Genomic DNA, 24,354 nt, shown 5'->3' on the forward strand with positions numbered 1-24,354 from the left:
CCCGGCCTCAAGTCCTAACTCCGGAACCGTTCCCCCATGATCCGGTTGGTACGCCAGCGGAACCAACCGCATCAAAGGAGGAAAATTGATGAATATCAAAGCAGTAGGAATTGCCGCTGGACTCCTGTTGGCCTCGACGTCTGCCTTTGCGCAGCAGTCGACGGTCACAGGTGCGGTCGGTGGCGCCGCGACGGGTGCCATCGTCGGCGGCCCGGTGGGTGCTGCTGTCGGCGGCATCGTCGGCGGCGTCGCAGGCAGCGTCATCGATCCGCCGCCGCCAAAGGTGGTGACCTATGTCGAGCAGGCTCCCGCCCCGGCTGAACGCGTCGTGGTGAAGGAGAAGGTTGTCGTCGGGCAGCCCCTGCCGGAGACAGTCGTCGTGACGCCAATTCCTGACGATCCGAAATATGCCTATGCGATCGTCAACGATCAGCGTGTGATCGTCGAACCTTCCTCGCGGACGGTCATCCAGGTCATCAAGTGACAGACGGGCGGCAAAGCCGCCATTCCAACAATCAGGGCGCGCATGTCACGCATGAGAATGCGGGCGGCATCGCCTGTTCGAACTTCGGAGAATGATCATGAAAAGCAACCATCTCACCATGCTTTTTGCAGCGCTGTCGCTCAGCGTATCGCCGCTTGCGACACTGCCGGCCGCGGCCCAGCAGGACACCACAAAGAGCAGCGGCCAGACCCAGTCCGGTTCTCAGAGCACGGATTCCGGTTCGCAATCCGGGGCCGGCAAGACCGACTGCACCCCCGATGCTTCCGGGGCCTGCCCGCAGGGCAAGGGCCAGACGACGCAGCAGAAGTCCGGCCAGGGCTCCGACATGAAAAAGAGCGCTGAACAGCCTTCCAACGACAACGGTTCGACGAGCGGAAGCACCTCGGGCAAGGCTTCGACGGAAACCAAGCCCGCATCGCCGGACGCCAGCGGCGCCACCACCACCGAACAGAAGCCCGCCGCCAAATCCGGCACGACCGATACCAGCGGCTCGGCCACCACAGGCACAAAAGGCACCACTACGCAGAGCGGCGATGCGACCAAGCAGTCGACTGATCAGAACGCGACGACGACAAACAAGAGCTCGTCGGAAACCAACGTCAACAACAACACGACGACGAACAAGCAGACTTCGAACACCACCAACGTAAACATCTCGGTCGAACAGCAGACCGAAATTCGATCGGTGGTGAAGGAGGTCCATGTCGCACCGGTGAAGGAAGTGGACTTCACGGTCTCCGTCGGGGTGAAAATCCCGAAGAAGGTGCGGCTCGAACCATTGCCGCCGCGCATCGTCAAGATCGTTCCGCAGTATGAAGGCTATCGCTTCTTCATCCTTGCGGATGGCCGGATCGTCATCGTCGATCCCGATGCGCTGACGATTGTCTACATCATCGAGGCCTAAGACCTAACACGCAGGTTCCGGCGGCGTCTTTTTCGCCGTCGGACGGCCCACCGACACCCTCCATCCAATAAGCACATTGAGTGACTGGCCTTCCTCCCGGCTTGAGCGTTTACTCTGTCGGTCTGGCGGAGGAAGCAGACCATGGCCATGTATCTCACACGCTTCAGCTATACGCCCGAAACCTGGGCGCGCATGATCGAAAAGCCTGAAGATCGCCGCGAGGCGGCACGCAGCTACATCGAATCCGTGGGCGGCAAACTCCATGGGTTCTGGTATGCCTTTGGCGAGCATGACGGATGGAATTTGTGGGAGGCGCCCGACAACGTATCGATGGCGGCCGTCACGCTTGCGATCGGCGCCGGCGGCGCGCTCAGCTCGATCGAGACCACCGTGCTGCTCGAAGTCGAGGACACGATCCATGCCTTGGAAAGAGCGAAGTCGATCCGATACCGCCCGCCGGCGGCCTAGGTTGCGGTAGCATCAAAGCGCGCCGAGACCTTTCGGATCCGCTCGCGCTTCAGTTCATTGTTTACGCATGCTGCTGTCGAAGAACCGCAGCCTACTCACTCTGCCTGAAATTCCGGATCCGATCGAACAGCACCGCCAGCACGATCGCGCCGCCGATAAAGGTCCCCTGCCAGAAGGCGTTGATGCCGAGCAGGCCGAGGCTGTTGCGGATCACTTCGATCAGAGCCGCGCCGACCAGGGCGCCGAAGGCGGTGCCGACGCCGCCGGCGAGATTGGCGCCGCCAATGACGGCGGCGGCGATGACCTGCAGTTCCATGCCGGCCCCGATATTGGTGGTGACGGCGCCGAGCCAGCCGGTCTGGACGATGCCGGCAATGCCGGCCGACAGCGCCGAGATCATGTAGACGGCGACCTTGATGCGACGCACCGGAACGCCGGTCAGTGTCGCGGCGTGTTCATTGCCGCCTATGGCGAAGATATAGCGGCCGAACCGCGTCCAGCGCAGCACGAAGCCGGTCAGAAGCGCCAGAATGATCATGTAGAGGACAGGATTGGCGATGCCGAGAAACCAGGCGCCGCCGCCGAGCGCCAGGAGCTTGTCGTGATCGGGACCGAACTGGAAAACGACGGTGTTGTTTGAGGCGACCATGGCGAGGCTGCGCGCCACCGACAGCATGCCGAGCGTTACCACGAAGGGCGGGAAATCGAGATAGGCGATCATGACGCCATTGAAAGCGCCGACGACAAGCGCCGTGCCGATTGCGGCCGCTATGCCGATTTCGATGCCGTAACCGGCATGCATGGTGACAGCCAGCACCATGCTGCAGAGGCAGAGCACCGAGCCGACGGAGAGGTCGATGCCGCCGGTGATGATGACCAGCGTCATGCCGAGCGCGATGATGGCGACGAAGGTGACGTTGCGGGTGATGTTGTAGAGGTTCTTCGCCGTCGCGAAGGAATCCGTGGCAAAGGACAGGAAGAGGCAGGCGAGGATGACGGCGATCAGCACCCAGAAGGTCTGACTGCCGACGAACTCCGAAAGCCGGCTTCGCTCTCTCTGCGCAATCGTCTGATCGAGGGTAACTGCCATTGCTGACCTTCTTTTCTGCCCAGTTCCACGCCGCTCAAACCTGTTCGATGGCGCCTGTTATGAGACCCGTCACTTCCTCCGGCGAGCTCGCCGCAATCGATTTGTCGGCGACTTTCCGGCCGCGGCGCATGACGATCACCCGATCGGCGACGGTAAAGACATCGGGCATGCGGTGACTGATCAGCACGACCGCGATGCCGCGATCGCGCAGCTCGCGGATCAGGTTCAAGACCTCCGCCACCTGGCGGACCGAAATCGCAGCGGTCGGCTCGTCCATCAGCACGATCTTCGCTTCCGACAGCATGGTGCGGCCGATCGCCACCGCCTGCCGCTGGCCGCCCGACATCTGCTTGACGAGATCACGCGGGCGGGTTTCCGATTTCAGCTCCTTGAAGATCTCGCCGGCGCGCCTGTACATCGTCTTGTAATCGAGCACGCGGAACGGACCGATGCCGCGGCGCAGCTCCCGGCCGAGGAAGACATTGGCGGCGGCCGTCAGATTGTTGCAGAGCGCCAGATCCTGATGGACGATCTCGATGCCGTGCTGGCGCGCCTCGACCGGCCGGTGCATGACGATCTCCTTGCCGTCGAGCCGCATCGTGCCCTCGCTCGGCCGGAAGTTGCCGGCGATCATCTTGACCAGCGTGCTCTTGCCCGCGCCGTTATCGCCCATCAGACCGACGACCTGGCCGGCTTCGAGCGTAAACGACACATCGTTGACCGCCTGGATGGCGCCAAAATGCTTGGAAATATTGGTAAGTTCGAGAACCGCTGCCAGCCGACCACCCTCCCCGCAAACCTGTAGGCCTGCCGTCGCGCGCCGGACGCCAGCCGCCTGCAATCTCGCTCTCCCGATCTCCTCCCGAAAAAGCGATTATGATCATTTACGCAAATGGCCGAGGAATGGTCAATAAAATCTCGGCCTAACCGGCCCGCACAAGCAAAAATCTACTTCGCCGCGCAAATACAGATTGACGCCGGAAACGCTGGGATATTAGCTGTTGCTGGGAGAGAGACCATGCTGATCCTTGTCACCGGGGCTACGGGCAAGGTCGGGCGGCGCTTCATATCTGGGCTGCTTGACGAGCCGAAGTTTTCCAATGCACGCATTCGCGCGCTTTGCCACAACCGCGTGATCGAAGAGTCCGACCGCATCGAGGTCATCAAAGGTTCGATCGCCGACAGCGCCGTCGTGACAGCGGCGATGGCGGGCGTCACCCATGTGCTGCATCTCGCCACCTGCAAGGAAACGCCTGACGATGTGATGGATGTTACCGTCAAGGGGCTGTTCTGGCTGTTGGAGACCTTTCGCCTAAGCCCGACGGCGCGGCAGTTCATCTTGATCGGCGGCGATGCCGGCGTCGGCCATTTCTTCTATCGTCACGACGGGCCGGTGACCGAAAGGACGCCGCATCGCGCGTATGCCGGCTGCTACGCGCTCTCCAAGGTGCTGGAAGAGGTGATGCTGGAGCAGTTCGCCATCCAGTATGGCATCAACAGCTGCTGCCTGCGGGCGCCGTGGATCATGGAGAAGGACGATTTCAAGTTTACCCTCTCTTTCGGCGAGGATGTCTTCGGCGGGCCGGACTGGAAGAGCCTGGTGCCGCCGGCCGATGCGGAACGTTATGCGCGCGACGGCACGGTGCCGCTGTTGCGCGATGCCGACGGGCGGCCGCTGAAGCGTAATTTCGTGCATGTCGACGATCTCGTCTCAGCGATCCTGGCGGCGATGGACAATCCGCGCGCCGTGGGGCAGCTTTTCAACATCGCGATGGATCGGCCGGTCGATTACGGCGAGGTCGCCGCTTATCTCGCCCGCACGCGCGGGCTCGGCTCCGTCGATATTCCGAGCGAATATCACTCGAACTGGATGGACAACAGCAAGGCGAAGTTCCTGTTGGACTGGCGTCCCGTCTACGATCTGGAAAAGCTCATCGATTCAGCCTGGGAATACCGGCGTTCAAGGGAGGAGCCTCGTATCGTCTGGTATCCCGGTTGATAACAGGGCGGGCGAAGGCGTCCGCCTTTTTCAAAAAGGGAGGAAGCTATGAGGAAGGCATTATTGTTGGCTGCTGCTGCAGTCGTGGCGTTCACGGCCGGTGAGGCCATGGCCGCCAAGAAGCAGCTGGTCATCGTCGTCAAGGGCCTCGACAACCCGTTCTTCGAGGCGATCAACCAGGGTTGCCAGAAATGGAACAAGGAAAACGCCTCGGCCGAATATGAATGCTTCTATACCGGCCCGGCATCGACCTCGGACGAGGCCGGCGAAGCACAGATCGTCCAGGATATGCTCGGCAAGGCCGATACGGCGGCGATCGCCATCTCGCCGTCGAACGCCAAGCTGATCGCCCAGACGCTGAAGACGGCCAATCCGAGCGTGCCTGTCATGACGCTCGATGCCGATCTGGCGGCCGAAGATTCGGCTCTGCGCAAGACCTATCTCGGCACCGACAACTACCTGATGGGCGCCAAGATCGGCGAATATATCAAGAAGGCCAAGCCGAAGGGCGGCAAGATCTGCACCATCGAAGGCAATCCCGGCGCCGATAACATCCTGCGCCGCGCCCAGGGTATGCGTGACACGTTGAGCGGCAAGAAGGGACTCGACGCCCTTAAGGGTGAAGGTGGCTGGACCGAGGTGGCGGGCTGCCCGGTCTTTACCAATGACGACGGCGCCAAGGGCGTGCAGGCGATGACCGATATCCTCGCCGCCAATCCCGACCTCGACGCCTTCGGCATCATGGGCGGCTGGCCGCTGTTCGGCGCCCCGCAGCCCTATCGCGACCTGTTCAAGCCGATGGCCGACAAGATCGCCAAAAACGAGTTCGTCATCGGCGCCGCCGACACGATTGGCGACGAAGTGGCGATCGCCAAGGAAGGGCTGGTGACCGCGCTCGTCGGCCAGCGGCCTTTCGAAATGGGCTACAAGGCGCCGACTGTGATGATGGACCTGATCTCGGGCAAGAAGGTCGATGATCCGGTCTTTACCGGGCTGGACGAGTGCACCAAGGATACGGTCGATACCTGCATCCAGAAATGACGCCGCGTTCGGAGCGCCCATTCCGGTGGGCGCTCCCCTGAACTACCTTTCGATCTCCGAAAAGATCCAGTCGGAAAAAGCGCGCATGGCCGCCGTGACCGGCCGCGACTGCAGGCGCGTCAGCCAATAGTTTCCGAGCGAGATGGCGGTGGCGAAAGGCTGCACGATCGCGCCCGAGCAGAGGTGCCTTGAAAACATCGAGGGCGGGGCGAGCGCCACGCCAAGCCCCTGGAGGGCCGCCTCCATCATGCCGACGGAGGAATCGAAGACGATGCCGGCATTGACCTGGGCGGCCGGCGGCACGCCCGCGGCCTGAAACCAGGTGCTCCACTCATCCGTGCGGTAGCTGCGAAGCAGCGTCGCTCCGGCAAGGTCTGCCGGCGATCGGAGATCATCGGCCAGTTTCGGGATGCAAAGAGGCGAAAGCGGCGCTTCGAACAGGCGCTGCGCCTCAGTGCCGTGCCATGAGCCGCTGCCGAAGCGGATGGCGAAGTCGAGCCCTTCCGCCGCCGGATCGACGCGGTTGTTGTTGGTGGAAATACGCAGATCGATGAAGGGATGCCGCTGCTGGAAATCCGCAAGCCGCGGCAGCAGCCAGCCGACGGCGAAGGTTCCGACGACACCGAGGAACATGAGTTCGCGCACCTGCCCGGCTTCGATCCTGTCGAGCGTCGTCGCCATCTGGTCGAAGGAGGCAGTGACCGTCGGCAGCAGCGCTTCGCCTTCCGCGGTGATCTTCAAGCCGCGGGGAAGGCGCTGGAACAGCGCCACCCCCAACCGCTTTTCCAGGCCCTTGACCTGCTGGCTGACGGCCGCCTGGGTGACGCAGAGCTCGATTGCAGCGCGGGTGAAGCTCAGATGCCGCGCGGAGGCTTCGAAAGCCCTGAGGCCGTTCAGGGGAAGGAATTGCCGAACCATGTGAGCCCTAGAAATTTTTGTGGCTGCTGCGAGATATCATCGTTTGCGGTCATAAAACAGGGCAGCTAAATCCCCTCCCGGGGGCATTTTCGCGCTTGTATCAACCGCCCTGGCGATGTGGAGATGATTGATATGAAGAAAGTTGCGATAGGAATTTTATCGGCCGCTTTGATCTCGGCATGCGCTTCAGCAAGCGGCTTTGCCGCCGATGCCGCGAAAGTGAGAGCGATCGCCGACGCCGCGATCAAGCCGGTGATGGAGAAAAACGCCATCCCGGGTATTGCCGTCGGCATCACCGTCGATGGAGAGCAGCACGTCTTCACTTATGGCGTCGAATCGAAGGAGACCGGCCGGCCGGTGGCGCCGACGACGCTGTTCGAACTCGGATCGATCAGCAAGACTTTCACTGCGACGCTGGCAGCTTACGCTGACGCGAAGGGCGGGTTTTCGCTTGACCACAAGGTGAGCACATATCTGCCGGCGATGAAGGGCAAGCCGTTCGGCGATGTCGTGCTTATCAATCTCGCCACCCATGCCGCCGGCGGATTTCCGCTGCAGCTGCCCGATGACGTCAAGACCGAAAAGCAGCTGCTTTCCTATTTCGCCGCCTGGCAGCCCTCCTACGCGGCGGGGACGCAGAGAAGTTACGCCAATCCGAGCATCGGCATGCTCGGCTATATCACCGCGAAGGCCATGGGCGGCGATTTCGCCGCCCTTATGGAAGGCAAGCTGTTTGCCGCTCTCGGATTAGAGAGCACCTATATCAATGTGCCGAAATCGCGGATGGCCGATTATGCTCAAGGGTATAAGCGCAATGGCGAGCCGGCGCGGCTGACGCCGGCCCTGCTCTCCTCGGAAGCCTATGGCGTGAGATCGACGGCCGGCGACGTGATCCGCTTCGTCGGCGCCAATATGGGCGTGGTCAAGCTCGACGGAACACTGCAGCAAGCGATTATCAGTACCCATACCGGATATTTCAGCGTCGGGGCGATGACCCAGGATCTGATCTGGGAGCAATACGCCTATCCCGCCACCCTGGCGAGCCTGCTCGAAGGCAATTCGCCCGCGATGCTGAAGACCATTCCGGTTTCTGAACTGCGGCCGCCGATGAAGCCGCGTGACGACGTCTGGATCAACAAGACCGGCTCGACCAACGGCTTCGGCGCCTATGTCGCCTTCATTCCGCAGGAGCGCCTTGGAATCGCCATTCTGGCCAATAAAAACTATCCCAACGAGGATCGGATTGCCGCAGCCTATCGGATATTGACCGCACTTACGGCCGACTGATCGGAAATGGGCGCAGTCGGCGTGACGGACCCAAAGCGGCTGTTCACCCGTCGGACCTTGAAGCACACGGAGGGCAACACTCTGAATCAACGTGCTCGTCTCGCGTCGGACTTTAGCCCGATGCGCGACCGCACCCTTGTGATAGACCCTTGGCGGCCGGACATGCTGTGGCCGAGCCGGCTGAAGCGTATGTCCAACGACCGCAAGCTCGCCCCCAGTACACAGGGCGCTACTACCGGGAGTAAATGCAAATTAATAATTAAGATTAATGCGCGAGTATTTCCTGGAATATCTCTAAGCAATTGCCAGTCCTCATAGGGAATGCTAATAAACAACTACCTTTCTTGAAGTCATCAGGGGCAATGCAAATGAAAACTGTATTGATTTCGGGCGGAGCTGGTTTCATCGGGTCGCATCTGTGCGATCGACTTCTGCTTCGGACTGACGTTCAGAAACTCGTTGTTGTCGACAATCTTTGGACCGGACTTTTCGAAAACATCGAACACATCAGGGACCCGCGTTTCCACTTCGTGAAATCGGATGTCGAAGCCTTGCAGACCTCCGATAAATTCGACGAAATCTACCATCTCGCCTCTCCCGCATCGCCGCCCTGGTATATGAAGGAGCCGAAGCGGACGATTTCCGCCAATCTTCTCGGGGCAATGCGGCTTCTCGATCTCCTGAAAAAGGGGGGTCGTTTCGGCTTTACCTCGTCTTCCGAAGTCTATGGCGATCCGCTCGTCTCGCCGCAGCCGGAATCCTACAAGGGCCAGGTCGACTGTACCGGCCCACGCTCGTCCTACGACGAGAGCAAGCGCTGCACGGAATCGCTGCTGTTCGAGATGCAGCGTACCCAGGGGCTCGACGTCAAGGTCATCCGTCCCTTCAACATTTATGGCCCGAGAACCCGCGCCGACGATGGGCGGGCGGTCTCCAACTTCATCACCCAGGCGCTTTCGGGCCGCCCGATCACCGTGTTCGGCGACGGTCTGCAATCCCGCAGCTGGGGCTATGTCGACGATATCGTCGACGGTTTCGCCCGTTATTTCTGGATAAACCAAACCGACTATAAGGGGCCGCTGAATATCGGCAACGATCGCGAGATTTCGGTTCTCGAGGTCGCGCAATATGTCTCCCGGCTCGTTGGCGGCGTGCCGATCGTCTTCGAGCCCTCCCCCCCGCAGGATCCCACCAACCGGCGGCCAGACCTCAGCAATGCGAACTACGTCATGCCCGAGTGGTCGTGTAAGATCAGTTACGAGCAAGGCGTGGCCCTGACGCTCGAATGGTTCAGGGAAAAAATGAAGGCCGAGAAGCAATCATCACAGCTGCGCAGCGCGCATCGTTGATGCCGACGGCTTGGGACGGCGCGCGGCCTTTCGGACGCGCGAAGGGCGCCGATATTCTGAACCGGCGCATCGTGCCGTCACATCAGCCCGATCTAGGGCCGATGCGCAAGGTTGAAGGGTGCGATCGAGAGAGCGTTGATGCGAGAACCAATTCCGGCTGATCTGAAGGACATCCGCTTTCCCGTACCAATTCGCTATCTGGATCTCGCCTCGGCCGAGGTCGATACCGGCTCATCCGCCCTTTCCGAGGGGTTGGTGATCTTTCTGTCGGATGGCCTTCCCGTAGGACAGGCCTATGTCGACAAGCCAGAGAACACGGCCGCACTCGCCTTGCGCGTCGTGCAGCCCGAGACGGTCGAGCATGCGCATCAGGTCGCGCAAATCCCGCTTAACAATCACGACGTCAGTATTCTGATCTGCACCAAGGACCGGCCCGACGAGCTGGCCCGCTGCTTGGCATCCATCCCCAGACAATCTCTTCCGCCGGTCGAGATCGTCGTTGTCGACAACGCATCGGCCGGCGATGGCACGCGTCGTGTCGCAGAGGCGGCCGGCGCCACCTATGTCCGTGAGGATAGGATCGGCCTCGACTATGCCCGAAACGCTGCCGTGCGCGCGGCAACGACGGAATTCGTCGCCTTCACGGACGACGATGTGGTGCTTCACGAACGATGGCTCGAGAACCTGATGAAGGGGTTCGACCAGCCCGAAATCGGGTGCGTCACCGGCCTTGTCCTTCCCGGAGAGCTTTCCACGCCCGCGCAACTGATATTCGAAAGACACTGGGGGTTCGGCCGAGGCTATCGGCGCAGGGACTTCGATCGGCACTTCTATCGCAGCCATAAGCGGCATAAAAATCCCATGTCGATGGTCGGCGCAGGAGCAAGCCAGGCGTTTCGTCGCAAAGTGTTCGATGAATGCGGATTATTCGACGTCCGACTCGGCGCGGGGGCGGCTGGGTGTTCGGACGACTCCGAATTCTGGGATCGGCTTCTCCATCATGGCCATACTTGCCGCTACGAGCCGACCGCGGTTTCGTGGCATTTTCACCGCAAGGACATGGAAGGGCTGGCAAAACAGATCCATCAATATATGAAAGGCCATGTCGCTGCGCTGCTGATCCAGTACCAGAACACCGGCAAGCTGGGCAATCTGCGCCGCATGCTGATGTCGCTCCCCTGGTATCATCTCAAAAGGTTCGCGAAGCGGCTCGAACGCGGAGCGACTTCGGACAACTTCTTTCTGAAGGAAGAGGTTCTGGGGAGCCTGCAGGGCGCATTCTATCTTCTCGGCCGCTGGAAAATGCAGCCATGGTGACGGCGTCGAGACCTGCGATCTCCTTTCTCATCCCGGCCTATAATGCCGCCGGTACGCTGTCGGATTGTCTGGGCAGCCTGCAAAATCAGACGATATCGAACTGGCAGGCGGTCGTGGTGGATGACGGCTCGACCGACGGGACTTGGGAGGTCCTTGAAAGCCTTGCCAACGCGGACGGGCGGATTACGCTTTACCGTCAACCGAATGCCGGTGCCGCCGCCGCACGCAATGCAGCCGCTCAGCTTGCCGCTGCGCCTCTCCTCTGCATGCTCGATGCCGACGACTGGCTGGATCCCGCCTTTAACGAAAGCATGCTGCCGATCGCCAGCAACCAGTCTCAGCCACTAATCGCCCATTGCAGCTATCGCCGCGTCACGGCCGACGGCCGGATGCAGAAGATCGAGCAGGCGCATGATCTTACCGGAGATCGTGCAATCCAACAATTTTCGTCAATTTGCGCTCTGGCCATTCATACGGCAGTCTTTCCCAAGCGCCTTTTTACGCAACTGGGCGGCATGGATGTCACATTACAAACCTGCGAGGACTGGGATCTCTGGCTTCGCATGGCGTTCGCCGGGGCTCGATTCCGGCGGGTGGACAAATGCCTGGCCTTCTATCGCATGAAGGCCGGCTCTCTGTCGTCCGATCCGATCAGGATGATGCGGGACGCGATTGTCGTGACGGAAAGGGCGCGGGCCTTGCAAGTTGAGCGGAGCTTGCCGACGCAGGGCGAGGACGACGCTTGGCCGAAGCCGGCCCTTAGCCAGCTTCGCATCTTCATTTGGATCGCGTCGATGCATCTTTGTGCGGAAACCGATCCCAAGGACCTGGCGGAGCTTTTGCCGGAATTTCCCGATGGCTCGGGCCACGAAGACATGATGGCGGTGGCCATCCTTCATGGGTTGCAGACGGGCCAATCGGTTGAGAATACTGCCGCCCTGATCGACCTGATGGACTCGTGGGCACCGGCAGTCGCGCGGCTCCTCGCCCTCATCGAAAGCCATTCGCTGGCGGGAACCGCACGAAAGACAGAGCAGCTTCTTGCCTGGCGGCTTTCATCAGAAGCCGTCTCCCGTTCTTTTAAGCTCGGACGCGTCCAGACTGTGGGCGTCGACGTCAACAAGCTCGCGAAGATTACCAAGGCCGTCGAAGCCGATACGCTGGTACTGCAGCTTTCGTCCGGACAGAAACATATCGGTGCCCACGTGGGGCCGCTATGGGGAGATCTGTCGGTCGGCGCATTGGTTCGCCTGATCGTCCGGGACATGCATGCAGGCGGTCGGCTGCCCACGCCCAGGACCTTCGACTATGCGCGCCACTGGTTATTCGAAACCTTGCGTAACTATAGAGGCTTCCTTGGGATTCTTCGTCGGGGAGGACGACGGCGGGGACGCCTCGGCCGCCTTGTCCAGTCAACGCGCGACGCAGCTCTTATAAAATCTCTGGCAGGCGACGGGGAAACGGATGACCAGCGCCTTTCGAAGGCAGATCGGCAGAATGAGCGCTTGCATGGCGCGGTGTTAGCCGAGCGTCGTGGAAAAAAGACGGGAAAGGAAGCCCTTTTGTCAGAGGCCGCTTCCAAAGAGGAATATTGGGAACGGGTCTTTGAGCATCCCGACCCATGGAACTACGTGTCGATCTACGAACAGGTCAAATACGAGCAGACGCTGGGCCTTGTCCCGGAAGGGATAGGCAAGGCATTGGAACTTGCCTGTGCGGAGGGGATATTCTCCGCCAAGCTTGCGCAAAAGGTCGGGACGCTGACGGCAACGGACATCTCGCGTCGTGCGATCGAAAGAGCATCCGAGCGCTGCCGAGAGTGCGGGAATGCCGAGTTTCGTGTCCTGGACTTCGCAGGCGAGGACATTCCTGGCGGACAGGACCTGATCGTCTGTTCGGAAGTCCTCTATTACATGGATGACGAACAGGTCTTGGAGCGGGTCTGCCGAAAGATTGCCGCAGCACTGAAGCCGGGCGGCTGTCTGATTACCGCTCACGCCCATCTCCGGCGAGACGAGCCCGAAAGGACCGGTTTCGATTGGGACAATCCGTTCGGTGTCGGCACCATCAGGAAAGTCTTTTCGAACCTGCCGGACCTTACCCTGGAAGAAACGATCGAGACCGAGCTTTACGCCATTCATCGGTTCCGCAAGCGTGAAACGTCCGTACACACAATGCGGATTGAACGGCACGGTGTCCCATTGGACACGGAGGTGGCCAAGCACATCATCTGGGGACCGGCCGGTGTCGAACGAGTGGCGGCGTGGTCGAACGAAGTGACGACCTCGATCCCGGTGTTGATGTATCACAGAATCGCGCGCGAAGGTCCCGATCGGCTGCGGCGTTTCCGGATCGCGCCGGAGATGTTCCGCCAGCAGATGCAGTTTCTCCGGCGGCAGGGCTACTATGGACTGACGGCCGATGCGCTGGCCCATCTGCTTCAGGTGGGAAAGCCCATACAGGGGCGGCCGGTCGTCCTGACCTTCGATGATGCCTATCTCGATTTTTTTACCGAAGCCTATCCCATCCTTGTAGAGAACGGCTTCAGCGCCGACGTCTTCGTCGTGACGGACAAAGTGGGCGGCCGATCGGATTGGGATGCCGCTTACGGTGAGCCAGCCCCTCTGATGTCTTGGAACGACATTGAGGATCTCCATCGAAAGGGCATCCGATTTGGGTCTCATCTGGAAACCCACACGCCGGCGAGTGCGCTGGATAACGCCACGCTACTGGCCGAAGCGGTTCATTCTCGCAAGACGCTGGAGAACCGGCTCGGCGCGGCCACGACATCTATCGCTCTCCCCTTCGGCTGCACCGATTTCCGTGTTCCCGGAATTCTGGCCGAGGCGGGATATCAAATTGGCTTCACCACCAGGCCGGCAAAAGCGGGCTTTTCGGACAAGCTGCTGTCACTCCCGCGCCTTGAGGTACGCGGCGATTTACCCATCACGGCGTTTGCCGAACTGATGGGCCATCCCAACGCCTTTATCGGATAATGCCATGATCATTGACCCTCCTTTGGTGACCGTCATCATTCCCGCGTACAATGCGGAAGCGACCCTCGTGCAAACGCTGCGAAGCGTCTCGGCCCAAACCTATGAACACCTCGAGATACTTGTCGTGGACGATGGATCGCGGGACAAAACATTCGAACTGGCGACAGAATATCGCCTTTCTGACCCGCGCGTTCGTGTCCTTCGCCAGCAAAACGGCGGCGTCGCCCTTGCCCGCAACTACGGTATAGAAGAGGCCCGCGGCAGCTACATCGCACCGATCGATGCCGATGACCTCTGGCACCCTCTAAAAATCGAGATGCAAGTCCGCGCGCTCGGGAAATTGTCGACAGGCCATGGCGTCGCCTACAACTGGTACGCGGCAATCGACGAGAACGACGTGATTTTCAGCCATTCGGGTCCCGTGCTCTATGAGGGCGATGTCTTCGAAATATTGGTCGGGGAAAATTTCATCGGCAACGGCAGCACCCCCCTCATGCCGCGGGCGGAAGTCCTGGCATGCGGAGGTTATGATTCTGCCCTGCGTGATCAGGGAGCCGAGGGATGCGAGGACCTGAAGCTCTATCTCGCATTGGCCGAAAGACTACCCTTTGCAGTGGCTCCCGATTTCCTGACCGGTTATCGTTTTACCGCAGGCAACATGTCGAGCAACGCCTCGCGCATGCTGAAATCCCACGCTCTGGTGATGGCAGACGTGAAGCGGCGCCATCCCGATCTTGCCGCCGCCGCCACCCGGGCGGAATTCCATACGGCGTGCTGGTATTTCAAGAAGGCTTTTGCCGGCGGCAACTACGGGCAGGTCAGGAAAGTGGCGCCTCTCCTTGTCAGGAGATTCCCGTCAAGGCTTGTCGGCCAGGCTGTCAGGCATCTGTGGCGCCAAGCGAAGCGGCAGCGCAGGAAACTGTTGAAACGGATACATCGTAGGTCACACGCATGGCCGAAAGGAGCGGCTCCGAAAAGCGTGGCTCTCCCCATCAGCGGCACGTCGTTTTACGACCTTGTCGCAGCCACGCCAATGATACGGACAGGCGAGCTCATCAAGTCCCGGATGGATCATTTATGATGACGCTACGGAAACCCGTTCTCCGCAGGTCGTGGGGCGCCTTCAACGTTATTGTCGCAGCGCGTTTCCGCGAACTTCTGGAGCTCGTTCCCTCGCTCCGGTTGAAGACCTCCGTTCTGATCGTCATCGGTATCCTGACCGGGCTATCGGAAATGGTGGGGATAACCTTGCTGGTCAGCCTCGTTTTTGCCCTCAGCCAACAAAGCCCTGCTTCCGGGTCCGTCGCCTGGCTACCGGCATACTTTGGCGGATTGGAATCTTCCATCACGAAGTCGATGCTAGTCGCCGTGCTGATCTGCGCGATCATCCTGAGGATCATTCTGGGCTTCGTCAACGACATCATCGCAAGCACCGTGAGCCATCAGATCAGCGAGAGTATTCGTCACCGTCTTTATGCAAAGATTCTGACGATCCCCTTCCAGCGATTTCAACGCTATGAGCGCAGCGATCTGATCAATGTCATCGCCACCGAATCCTATTCCGTGGCCTCAGCTCATACCGGCCTTGTGCGCTTGGGAATCAGTCTTGGGACCATCATCATCTTCGGGGCCGGAATGCTCGTAATGGCATGGCCGATTGCTGTGCTCGCGGTGATGTTCGGCGTTGTCCATAACCTCAGCCTCGGCTTGTTTGCAGCTGCCTATCGCCGTCTTGGCGCCGCCAGTCTTTCAGCTCTGGAAGAATTGACCCATCTGAGCTGGACCACATTGCAGACGTTAAAGGCGGTGAAGAGCTTCGGTCTGGAAGACGACCACAAAGGTATTTTCGAAACCTTGTCCAAGACAGTGGGGGAAACCTGGCGCCGTTCGGATCGGATGGGGGCAGCAACGTCGCTTCTGAGCGAAACGCTGACATTCGGGGTGATCCTGACGATCATCCTGTCCTCGCAGGTCCTGCCGGTCGATTTTCGAGCCGCCCTGTCTGCCACGATACTTCTTTACAGGCTCCAGCCACATATCAAGCAATTCGATTCCCAGCTGCTGCGCTTGCACGAAATCGAAGCCTCACTGCAAAACGTGCTCGCGCTGATCGCGGAACAGGACGACGCCAGGAAAACTGCAGGCGGAGAGGAACTGCGACATCTAAAACAGGAGATCGTTTTCCACGATGTATCTTTCTTCTACGAAGAGGCCAGAATGCCTGCCGTGCGTCATGCTAGCTTCTCGATCAGGGCAGGCGAGACCACGGCTCTGACCGGACCCAGCGGCTCCGGCAAAACGACGATCATCAACATGCTTCTCGACCTTATTCAGCCGACCGAAGGCCGGATCACGATCGATGGCAAGGACCTCTCGACTATCGAGCGATCCAGCTGGCTGCGCCTGCTCGCGGTCTCGGGCCAAGACGTCGAGCTTATGGATGGCTCCGTCCTCGACAATATCCGCTTCCGTCGTGACATCCCCGAGCAGGATGTCCGCTGGGCGGCAGATATGGCCTGCGCCACCGAATTCATCGAGAATCTGCCCTACGGCTTCGACGAATGGCTGGGTGACGAAGCGATCCGGCTTTCGGGTGGGCAACGACAGCGCATCGGTCTGGCGCGGGCGCTGGCCGGCCGGCCCGACATATTGCTCCTGGACGAAGCGACCAGCGCACTCGACGAGGAGACGGAAAGGCGCGTGCTCTCCCTCCTGCTCAGGGAATATGACGGCCGGACCCTGATCGTCGTCAGCCATCGCCCGTCGGTCGCAAGGTTGATGAAGAACCGGATCGACCTGCGTCCGGCCACAACAGCGGATGGGTTGGTCTATGGCGGCTGAGCCTCTATCCGGATTGACGGTGGCAGTCGTCATCCCTGCCTACAATGCCGAAGAGTTCATCGCCGCCACACTTCGATCGGTTGTCGACCAGACCCATTCGGCACTCGAAATCGTCGTCGTGGACGACGGCTCCACCGACGACACCGCATCGATCTGTCGCGAGTTCGCCGCAGCTGATCCGAGGATCACGATCCTGTCGACCAAAAATCGCGGTGTAGCCGCGGCGCGCAATGCCGGGATCGAGGCATCCAGGTCCAGCTATATAGCCTTCATCGACGCAGACGATCTCTGGCATCCCACCTATGTCGAAAGAATGCTGTCAGCGCTCCATCCTCTGCCCGACGCCTGGGGTGCAGTCTATGCCCTTCACCGCTTGGTGGATTCAGAGGGATATTGCACGAAGTCCGGCTCATCGCTCAGCGCCCGGGGATTCATTCTCATTCGCCATCTCGTCTTCCGCTTTGTCGGCAACGGCAGCGGCTTCATGGTGCGCCGTGCCGTCATAGACAAGATCGGCGGATATGATTCGAGCTATGCCAATCAGGGAATTGGAGGATGCGAAGACTTCGATTTCGAACTCCGCACTGCCGAGCATTTCAAGATCGAGGCCGTGCCACTCGGTCTGGTGGGCTATCGCGTTCATTCCGCAGCCATGTCTGCCGACAGATCCCGCATGGCGCGAGCGCTTTTGGCAGTGACCGAGCAATGCGTCGCCCGCAACCCCGGGCTTCCCCCTTTCGTCGTCAGCTGTGCCCACACCTCGGCTCACCTCTATGCATTCTCAAAATTTGCAGCTTTGAAAGATTGGCACAGCGCCGCCGCATCGCTTGGGCATATCTATCATCATAGCCCCCTGCTTGCTGTGGCCGTCATAATCAAACTGATCTTTTCAAAAGCCACCAGAGCCGCAAACCGGGCCTTGGCCAAAGTCCGGCCGATCCAGCAATCAAAGCAGAAGTACTTTAAGAAATTTGAGGAATTAGATCCCCTTATCCCGCTGGTCGGCGGATGGTCACGCTTCAGGACGAAGGCCTTGTTGCGACGCTTATCGAAGATCGACCGGTGCGGCGGAGAGTCCGCTGCGAGCTCGAGAAGATAGAGCATTCCGCCAATCGGGAGAAAACGAAATGCTTCGAAAGGCCCGCGGCAATCATCTCATCTTATCAAGTAAAAATCCAATAACTGCAAATATTGTCGTAGCGATAGACGATAAATTGTGGGAAAGCATAACTACTCAACAATAATCCGTGACAGAATTGACTTTAACAGCAATGATATCTTCGCACTGCGCAGGCAATTTTATCCGAGGACCCGTCACCACCCCGGCGGGTCCTCAAACCTTGAAGGTTTAGCTCATAGTAACAGCGATGAATCCTGCGTCGGACGACGAGAAATCCGCGATATCGACAGGAGCAAGGCTCCCGTTTTACAGCGCATCGTTTGGTCCGACTTCGCAATAATGGCCAATGCTTCCACTCATAGCGGCAATTGCGCACACCAAGAATTCGTCACGTAGGAGGTATATTATATATAGTTAATCATATTGGCTAAAATATTTTCCTCCACTACAGCCTCCAATAATTATTAGAAAAACCTCATTCAGCCTGCAATCGATATACGAATACAACTTGTATGTGAAATATATATTTTCACCTTTCGGTAAATTTTTACCAACATATCGCTCGATCTTATGTAATTAGATTTTGTTCCGGAAGTAACAGGGATGATTTCTTTCCGAAGAAAGCGTTATTCCGCTTCGCCTTGTCGGCAGCGGCGTGACTAACCGGCATTATAAACGGGGCGGCCACGACCGATGGCTCGACAGTGTCCGGACTGGCCGGCTCCAAAGACCTGGCAACGCAATTCGACATCAACGAATGATGATCTGGAGACGAATGAAGCTTTAATATACCGGCAAATCAAAGGATTATCCCCGTTCATCACGCCACTGCCCAGACCAGTACAAAGGCAGCCTTCGACTGGTCATGACAAGTTCTACTGATGATCCGAGACCCTCGGAACGACAAGCCACAGTCTAAGAGACGACCAGCTTTGGTCGAGCGGCTCCCGACATGGAACGATGAACCCTCCAGCACGAAAGACGTCACCTCATTCAACGGGCTGAATGTCCGCTTATGGCCAAACCTGTGTCGAAATGGTCGCACCCGCCGTCGAATTAACCGTTCATAAAGCATTTGCTTGCTCAACTTATAATTTGTGTCATGGTCACTGGAAGTAGTGAGGAGCCGCCCTGATGAGTGATATGGCATCGCAGATTCCGGAATTTGGTTATGATGAACGCGTGATGATTTGCCGCAAACAGATCGAGAAGGCGGTTTATCAGTTCATTGCAAACACGAAGGTCGAGGGGTGTGATCCGGCGGAAGTCGCAATGGCCATCGCGGACATTGCCGACGATTACATTTTACTGCTGGCACAGAAACGCAATTTGACCCATTGAGATTAGGGATCGGCCAGGCCGGCCGGTCGGCAGACGACCGCTGAAACGAGAATCGTCGCCGTCTCCTTGCCCGGAGACAACGTCAACGAAACCGCTTACCATTCATCTGAACCTATCTTTGCGCAGGGCGTCGAATAAGGGCGCCCATGACCTCGAAGCCCTCGTTCATTTTCACGGGTAACCCAAAGTTCTGAGGCAGCAAGGCGCCGCCCGGCACATCGGCCAGAAACCGCAATCGATTTTCGGAAAGCGCGATGCGCAGGTCGTAGTGTTAAAGCGTCCTTTGTGCGCCCCATAGGACACACGGCGCTTTAATGACTTTTTATGCTCACCAGGGGAACCGGAGAGCTCAATTCGGCCAACTCTCTGGTCAGCCCCTCCCCGACTTCCTGCTTCACCGCCTCAAGAGCAAGGTCGAGGCAATTCGTCGCGAATTGCAGCTTGACATCCTGAGCAACCTGTCGCGCATAGGCGATCATCCGTGCCAATGCGACCAGTTCGTCCAGAGCGTCTTTCGCCCCTAGATCTCCATCTAGTTTAATAGTCGATGTCACGCCCATGTCCATTTCTCCAACGAATAGAAGGAATGATACGCGGGCCGACATGGTCGAGCCCGTGAAAAAAGCGTGACACAACCCTCGGTGACGATCGTCATCTTCGCTTCACAATGCGGACCGTGTGGAGAACGAGGTTTCGCGCAGTTTCCAGGACAAATCGGCATTCACGCGAATATCGGCGGTCGACTGCACCATCTTTAACAATTCCAGTGCATCGATGCGTTTTTGGTCAACGGAATGCGATACGAGAGTGGCCAGAAGGTGCGGGCGATCCGGCTCGGCTACGTCAGCGCATTGCTCGACGATTGCCCGCCACGTCCGCCTCTTGAAGAATATTGCGTTCGCGGCGTCTTCAATGACCTGGCGCAGCCCATCTGCGAGCAACTCATTTCTTTCCATGGCATCGAGCGTGGCGCTGACATTGACCAGCGGTATCGTCAGCGGCTTGCCGCCCATCGCGCTCGGCGCGTGCACGAGCGCGACGGCGGCATCATCGACCAGCCGGCCCGTGCGGTAGTCTTCGAAAATGCGGCCGATCCCGATCATACCGAACGAATGACATTCCGCAGCGCGTAGCGCGCCCATGCTTGCCGCCCCGAGGACAGTCACGCCAAACGAAAGAGCACGCAGAATTTCCTTATGCCAGACCGGCGCGGCGTATTCGAAACCGCCATCAATCAGACCGATGACATTGGCACCCTGTTCCACCACAGCCAAAACATCGCCCTGCGTGGCGGGCGGCAGGACGCGTATCCCCTCGCCGGCAAGTGAGGCTGCGTCGGGAAGACTGGGACCCGCGAAAATCACCTTCAAAAACCTATCGCTCTCGCGAGCGCCCTTGTTCCAAACTGGCGAGCACGCGACCCCTCCGGATTTTCGAGTTCGGGGATAACGACCTTGACGACGCCAAAGGGAAGCGTGTCGTCGCTGAGGCGTACGGCGATGACCGAGTTGATCCCTTTGTTCCGCAAAGCCTCCAGCACATGCTGCAATAAACGCGTCAGATCCCGATGCCCCGGCGTTCGGTGGCGGAGAGGACCGGCAGCCGGGGAGACGGGAACTGCGTCGAAGGCTCGCCGCATGAGCGGCGGCAAGGATCTCGAGAACGTGACGGCAGAAATATCGTCCCTGGCTCCGCTGATATAAGTGAGCCGCGATTGCGCGGCTTCCGTTACCGCCCGGATGGCCGCGCGCACGGGGAATGGATGGGCTCCCGTACCGCCGGTCACCTCGACAAGGCGAATGTCCCTGCTGCCGTGGCGAGCCCGCTGGCCTGGAACGGAATCCCCAGGCCCCAGAATGGCGGTGAAACAGGGAATGGCGATATCGCTTGTGATATCGAAGAGCCTGAGGGCCAATCCTGATTTTTCGATCTTGTCGATCAACCCGGTCAGGGCTTCATCCTTGAAGCCGCGGGGATCGACGCAGCCGGCATAACGATCCCTTTCCCCGCCAACCTGCCACAGCACATGCGCATCCCGCTCAATTCGCTCCAGCACGCCGTGGAAAACCGCCTCCTCGATATTGTTTCCAGATGCCAAGCCATCAGATGACATCCAGTATCGCGCATCGCGCGTGCGGTCGAGAAGCACTGCCTCAAAAGGGATATAAACCGGCTCGCCGGTGAGAATATTGATGCCGGCCACCCATTCCGTCTCCTCGTCCGGCCCGAGGTCGGGTTTATGCATGGCGATCAGGCAGCTCAGCGTATCGATCTTGTGCCCCATCGCCTGCAGACCGAACGAGGTGCTGCGGACAAGATCAACGAAAGGTTCGCCGGCAACTGCCCGTTCCACGGCTTCCATGACGGTGGACACTTTGGCGTCGACATCGGTCAGGCCCTTTCCCTGGGCAATCACGATTGAGCGTGAATTCGGGGTATAGGCGCACCAGACGGGAATTCCGACGTCATCAAGCCCGGTATGTCGTGCAACTCTTGTTATGCCGAACCGAGCTAAAAAAGGCTCGACGCGGGAAAGAGTTTCCCGCGGCGATATGATCCTGTCGGAATATATGGACCGGTCCGTCAGAATGTCGGCTCAGCCGTCGACGTGACCGGAAAGAGCGACCTGCGCCGACGAAACGGCGACGGCCAGATCAACGCCCTTCACGAATATGCCGCCGGCTTTGCGCAGGCTGCTCGCAGTCGCCAATTCCCCCGTCGGATTGAGCGGTGTGACGGTGCCTGCGTCGAGATCGGCGAGCCAAAGACCTTCCTCGCCCGGTATTCCTATGATGACAGCTTTCGCCATATATGCCCCTCAGCTATTGTTAAAAACCAGCCTTCAACAGGCCCTCCCGATATAGCTCTTTTTGCCAGTGCTCCTTGAAGGGAACGATGGCGAGCCACTTCTCGACGTCGAACACCGGGTTGATGCTTTCGGCGCGCTGCCGATGGAAGAGTGCCCGTTTTCGATCGCCAATCATTGCGCAACTGGCCGCGGCGATACGATGGGCCGGCGCTTTGTCTTTCATCGCTTCAACATAGGCGATGGCCTCTTCATACTGTTCCAGGAAGAAACTGGCTCCAGCGGCACACCAGAGATAGGCGTCAGGTGCGATCGGATTGAGCGAAATTGCCTTTCTGATCTTGGCGAGCGCGTCGCCGGGGCGGGATGCATGCACGAGCGTGTCGGCATGACTGTAGATGACATCGGCAAAATGCGGACTGAGCTCTTCCGCCAAGTGAAGGGCTGCGACGCTGGCATCCACATCACCGAGATAAAGTCTGGTAACCCCGAGCTCGCGATGGCCCGCTGCCGATCCCGGATCTCGCTCGATTGCGCGAAGAGCATGCTGCTCCGCCAGGTGCAGCAGCTCATTGTTTCCCTGCGCCGTCACGAGCCACTCGCTGGTGAAAGTTCTTGCCAGCCCGGTAAAGGACGGGGAGAAATCCGACTTATGCGACAGCGACTGCTTGAACGCCTTCCTTGCTCGCCGGATATGCGGCAGCGTCAGCTTGCTCATCAGGCTGGAGCCGACGAGATAGGCGTGATAAGCTTCAGGATTGGCTTCGAAACGTAGCCGTTCCTCCTCGTTTTCAGCCAGCTCACGCGCCACCGACTCGGTCAACTGCTGGGCGATAACCCGCCTTTGACGCGGCAATATATCGGGGGTCATCTTAAAGCGATTGGCCCAGACGATCTCATCCGTGGGGAAGTAGATCAGCTGGGCGAACAATCCCTCTTCGGAAAATCGGGTGTCGAGAAGATAGGCAATCGAGTGCCTGGCGACCACCGCCGCTTTTTCGGAGTCGCGGCGGATCTGTCCGGCCGTATGCGGAGCGACGATGGAAATATGCCGAAGGGCACAGAGTTCGATTGTGACGTCTTCGATCAGGGCGTTGGCAAGTGCAAGTCCGGCATCGGCGTGCTTCGCCGTCGGGGGAAGCAACACCAGACGGGGAAGGATCCTCGGGATCGGCGGTATGTCTTCGATATCGGTCGGCTGGCTGCCGGGCTCGGGACGCTTCACCTCCACCCTTGTTTGGCCGCCGCCTTCCGGCAATCTCTCGCCGAACGATGCGCCGCCGGATAGCCGATGCAGCAATGTCCTGACCTGCTCGTCATTCGGATCCCGCTCAAGGATTTGCAGGGCGGCGCTGGAAATGATGCGCGCAGCACCCGGCTTTTGCACATCGGGCAGCGCCTCCAGCAATGCTTGCCGCAATTGCAGCGCATGGGCGTCCCGCTGCGCCCTAATCCAAGCATCTATCTGCTTTGTCGCCGGCTTGATATTTCCGATGAAGCCGCGCTGCATCGATTCGGCGATCGCCTGTAGTCGATCCAGCGGCGAGCCGCCGGCTCGAAAGACATCCAGATCGCTGGAAACCACCTCCTTGTTGAGGCAAACCGTCGTGGCAGTGAAATCGAAGGCTACCTCCGTGCGTCCGCCGTCCATCTCCCGGATGCGGGACAGCATTTTGCGCAAATTGAGCCGCGCCAATTCGGGCTCGACGTCGCTCCATAGAAACTGGGCCAGTTCATAACGGCTGAGTTCATGGCTCGCACCCGCGTAGATGTGGGCCATCATCAACAGACCTTTGATCGGATAGCGAACCGGCTCGCCATCCGACTCAGTCAGCCGCAGATCGCCAAATGTCTGCAGATGAAGCACGGTCCATCCTCAGTTGTGTACAACCGGATCCTGCAGGTCGCTATCGACATCGGACAATCCCGTCATCGCCAGACTTTTGGCCAAAGCCACCAGCTTCTGCCTGATGTTGGGATCCTCGATGGCGATGAACGCTTTATTGAGCGCAAGCCCTTCCTTCGAGGACAAAAACTTGTTCAATTCGCTCGTCTCGCCTTCCATCGGCCCGGAACCGCCGTTCTCGAAGAAGAAGCCGACCGGCACGCGAAGGATCTCGGAAATGCGCTGAAGGCGGCTGGCGCCGATCCGGTTCGTTCCTTTTTCGTATTTTTGAATCTGCTGGAAGGTGATGCCAAGAAGTTCGGCCAAGCCATGCTGGGTCATGCCGAGCGTCTTTCGCCGAACTCTCACGCGGTTGCCAACATAGACATCGATGGAATTCGGCGATTTGGCCTTCATCTGCTTAAGTCTCCCGCTTCATCAATACGCCGGCTGTATAATGGAGAGTTTAAGCAAGAATGCAACTAAA

General features: G+C 59.1%; 22 protein-coding genes. 13 read left to right on the forward strand and 9 right to left on the reverse strand.

The window, feature by feature from the left end:
* Positions 1-88 precede the first annotated feature (88 nt).
* The 3 genes from NMA58_RS15220 (at position 89) to NMA58_RS15230 (ending at position 1,877) form a co-directional block, all read left to right on the forward strand.
* Positions 89-484 (forward strand): DUF1236 domain-containing protein, encoded by a 396-nt coding sequence (locus tag NMA58_RS15220; RefSeq protein WP_434710966.1) that lies wholly within the window; start codon positions 89-91, stop codon positions 482-484.
* Between the two features lie 97 nt (positions 485-581).
* The gene (locus NMA58_RS15225; RefSeq protein WP_434710968.1) at positions 582-1,409 is read left to right on the forward strand and encodes a DUF1236 domain-containing protein; all 828 of its coding nucleotides are present in this window, start codon (positions 582-584) and stop codon (positions 1,407-1,409) included.
* Positions 1,410-1,550: 141 nt separating this feature from the next.
* The gene (locus NMA58_RS15230; protein WP_184453896.1) at positions 1,551-1,877 is read left to right on the forward strand and encodes a GYD domain-containing protein; all 327 of its coding nucleotides are present in this window, start codon (positions 1,551-1,553) and stop codon (positions 1,875-1,877) included.
* Between the two features lie 91 nt (positions 1,878-1,968).
* Here NMA58_RS15230 and NMA58_RS15235 read toward each other — a convergent pair whose 3' ends face one another.
* Together NMA58_RS15235 and NMA58_RS15240 are read right to left on the reverse strand one after the other, a co-directional pair.
* Positions 1,969-2,967, reverse strand: coding sequence for an ABC transporter permease (locus tag NMA58_RS15235; RefSeq protein WP_085779084.1), 999 nt, complete (start codon positions 2,965-2,967; stop codon positions 1,969-1,971).
* 34 nt (positions 2,968-3,001) lie between these two features.
* Positions 3,002-3,808, reverse strand: a complete 807-nt coding sequence (locus NMA58_RS15240; RefSeq protein WP_434710971.1) for an ATP-binding cassette domain-containing protein — start codon at positions 3,806-3,808, stop codon at positions 3,002-3,004.
* A 177-nt stretch (positions 3,809-3,985) separates the two neighbouring features.
* Between NMA58_RS15240 and NMA58_RS15245 the strand changes: the two genes are divergently transcribed.
* Complete coding sequence (locus tag NMA58_RS15245; protein ID WP_434710973.1) at positions 3,986-4,966, forward strand: NAD-dependent epimerase/dehydratase family protein; 981 nt, start codon at positions 3,986-3,988, stop codon at positions 4,964-4,966.
* A 48-nt stretch (positions 4,967-5,014) separates the two neighbouring features.
* Positions 5,015-6,007, forward strand: a complete 993-nt coding sequence (locus tag NMA58_RS15250) for a sugar-binding protein (protein ID WP_434710975.1) — start codon at positions 5,015-5,017, stop codon at positions 6,005-6,007.
* Positions 6,008-6,049: 42 nt separating this feature from the next.
* Here NMA58_RS15250 and NMA58_RS15255 read toward each other — a convergent pair whose 3' ends face one another.
* A complete protein-coding gene (locus tag NMA58_RS15255; RefSeq protein WP_434710977.1) occupies positions 6,050-6,925 on the reverse strand; it encodes a LysR family transcriptional regulator in 876 nt (291 codons plus the stop codon).
* 132 nt (positions 6,926-7,057) lie between these two features.
* On the opposite strand from NMA58_RS15255, the gene ampC reads away from it, so the two are divergent.
* The 8 genes from ampC to NMA58_RS15295 all read left to right on the forward strand — a co-directional run bounded on the left by ampC (position 7,058) and on the right by NMA58_RS15295 (position 19,176).
* Entirely contained in the window at positions 7,058-8,212 is a 1,155-nt protein-coding gene (ampC, locus tag NMA58_RS15260) for a class C beta-lactamase (RefSeq protein ID WP_434710979.1), read from the forward strand.
* A gap of 368 nt (positions 8,213-8,580) precedes the next feature.
* Positions 8,581-9,561, forward strand: coding sequence for an NAD-dependent epimerase/dehydratase family protein (locus tag NMA58_RS15265; RefSeq protein WP_430958489.1), 981 nt, complete (start codon positions 8,581-8,583; stop codon positions 9,559-9,561).
* A 138-nt stretch (positions 9,562-9,699) separates the two neighbouring features.
* Complete coding sequence (locus NMA58_RS15270) at positions 9,700-10,878, forward strand: glycosyltransferase family 2 protein (RefSeq protein ID WP_434710982.1); 1,179 nt, start codon at positions 9,700-9,702, stop codon at positions 10,876-10,878.
* Entirely contained in the window at positions 10,872-13,874 is a 3,003-nt protein-coding gene (locus NMA58_RS15275; RefSeq protein WP_434710984.1) for a glycosyltransferase, read from the forward strand. The genes NMA58_RS15270 and NMA58_RS15275 overlap by 7 nt, the downstream gene beginning before the upstream one ends.
* Before the next feature lie 4 nt (positions 13,875-13,878).
* On the forward strand, positions 13,879-14,955 hold the full coding sequence (locus NMA58_RS15280) for a glycosyltransferase family 2 protein (RefSeq protein WP_430958492.1): 1,077 nt from the start codon (positions 13,879-13,881) through the stop codon (positions 14,953-14,955).
* On the forward strand, positions 14,952-16,715 hold the full coding sequence (locus tag NMA58_RS15285) for an ABC transporter ATP-binding protein (RefSeq protein ID WP_434710986.1): 1,764 nt from the start codon (positions 14,952-14,954) through the stop codon (positions 16,713-16,715). Before NMA58_RS15280 ends, NMA58_RS15285 begins: the two co-directional genes overlap by 4 nt.
* Positions 16,705-17,814, forward strand: coding sequence for a glycosyltransferase family 2 protein (locus NMA58_RS15290; RefSeq protein ID WP_434710988.1), 1,110 nt, complete (start codon positions 16,705-16,707; stop codon positions 17,812-17,814). The genes NMA58_RS15285 and NMA58_RS15290 overlap by 11 nt, the downstream gene beginning before the upstream one ends.
* A gap of 1,155 nt (positions 17,815-18,969) precedes the next feature.
* The gene (locus NMA58_RS15295; RefSeq protein WP_004676311.1) at positions 18,970-19,176 is read left to right on the forward strand and encodes a hypothetical protein; all 207 of its coding nucleotides are present in this window, start codon (positions 18,970-18,972) and stop codon (positions 19,174-19,176) included.
* A gap of 311 nt (positions 19,177-19,487) precedes the next feature.
* On the opposite strand, the gene NMA58_RS15300 is transcribed toward NMA58_RS15295, so the two are convergent.
* The 6 genes from NMA58_RS15300 to NMA58_RS15325 all read right to left on the reverse strand — a co-directional run bounded on the left by NMA58_RS15300 (position 19,488) and on the right by NMA58_RS15325 (position 24,284).
* Positions 19,488-19,736 (reverse strand): hypothetical protein, encoded by a 249-nt coding sequence (locus NMA58_RS15300; RefSeq protein WP_064804362.1) that lies wholly within the window; start codon positions 19,734-19,736, stop codon positions 19,488-19,490.
* A 102-nt stretch (positions 19,737-19,838) separates the two neighbouring features.
* The gene (locus NMA58_RS15305) at positions 19,839-20,546 is read right to left on the reverse strand and encodes a TfuA-like protein (RefSeq protein WP_434710992.1); all 708 of its coding nucleotides are present in this window, start codon (positions 20,544-20,546) and stop codon (positions 19,839-19,841) included.
* A complete protein-coding gene (locus tag NMA58_RS15310) occupies positions 20,543-21,730 on the reverse strand; it encodes a YcaO-like family protein (protein ID WP_434713438.1) in 1,188 nt (395 codons plus the stop codon). The genes NMA58_RS15305 and NMA58_RS15310 overlap by 4 nt, the downstream gene beginning before the upstream one ends.
* Before the next feature lie 42 nt (positions 21,731-21,772).
* Positions 21,773-21,985 carry a hypothetical protein gene (locus tag NMA58_RS15315; protein WP_430958496.1) on the reverse strand — a complete coding sequence of 71 codons (213 nt, stop codon included), beginning with the start codon at positions 21,983-21,985 and terminating at the stop codon, positions 21,773-21,775.
* A gap of 19 nt (positions 21,986-22,004) precedes the next feature.
* The gene (locus tag NMA58_RS15320) at positions 22,005-23,849 is read right to left on the reverse strand and encodes a peptide antibiotic resistance protein (protein WP_434710995.1); all 1,845 of its coding nucleotides are present in this window, start codon (positions 23,847-23,849) and stop codon (positions 22,005-22,007) included.
* A 9-nt stretch (positions 23,850-23,858) separates the two neighbouring features.
* Positions 23,859-24,284: a helix-turn-helix domain-containing protein gene (locus NMA58_RS15325; protein ID WP_221113411.1), complete on the reverse strand. Its 426-nt coding sequence runs from the start codon at positions 24,282-24,284 to the stop codon at positions 23,859-23,861.
* Positions 24,285-24,354: the final 70 nt, after the last annotated feature.

The sequence above is a fragment of the Rhizobium sp. YTUHZ045 genome, assembly GCF_051124255.1.
Taxonomy (GTDB): Bacteria; Pseudomonadota; Alphaproteobacteria; order Rhizobiales; family Rhizobiaceae; genus Rhizobium.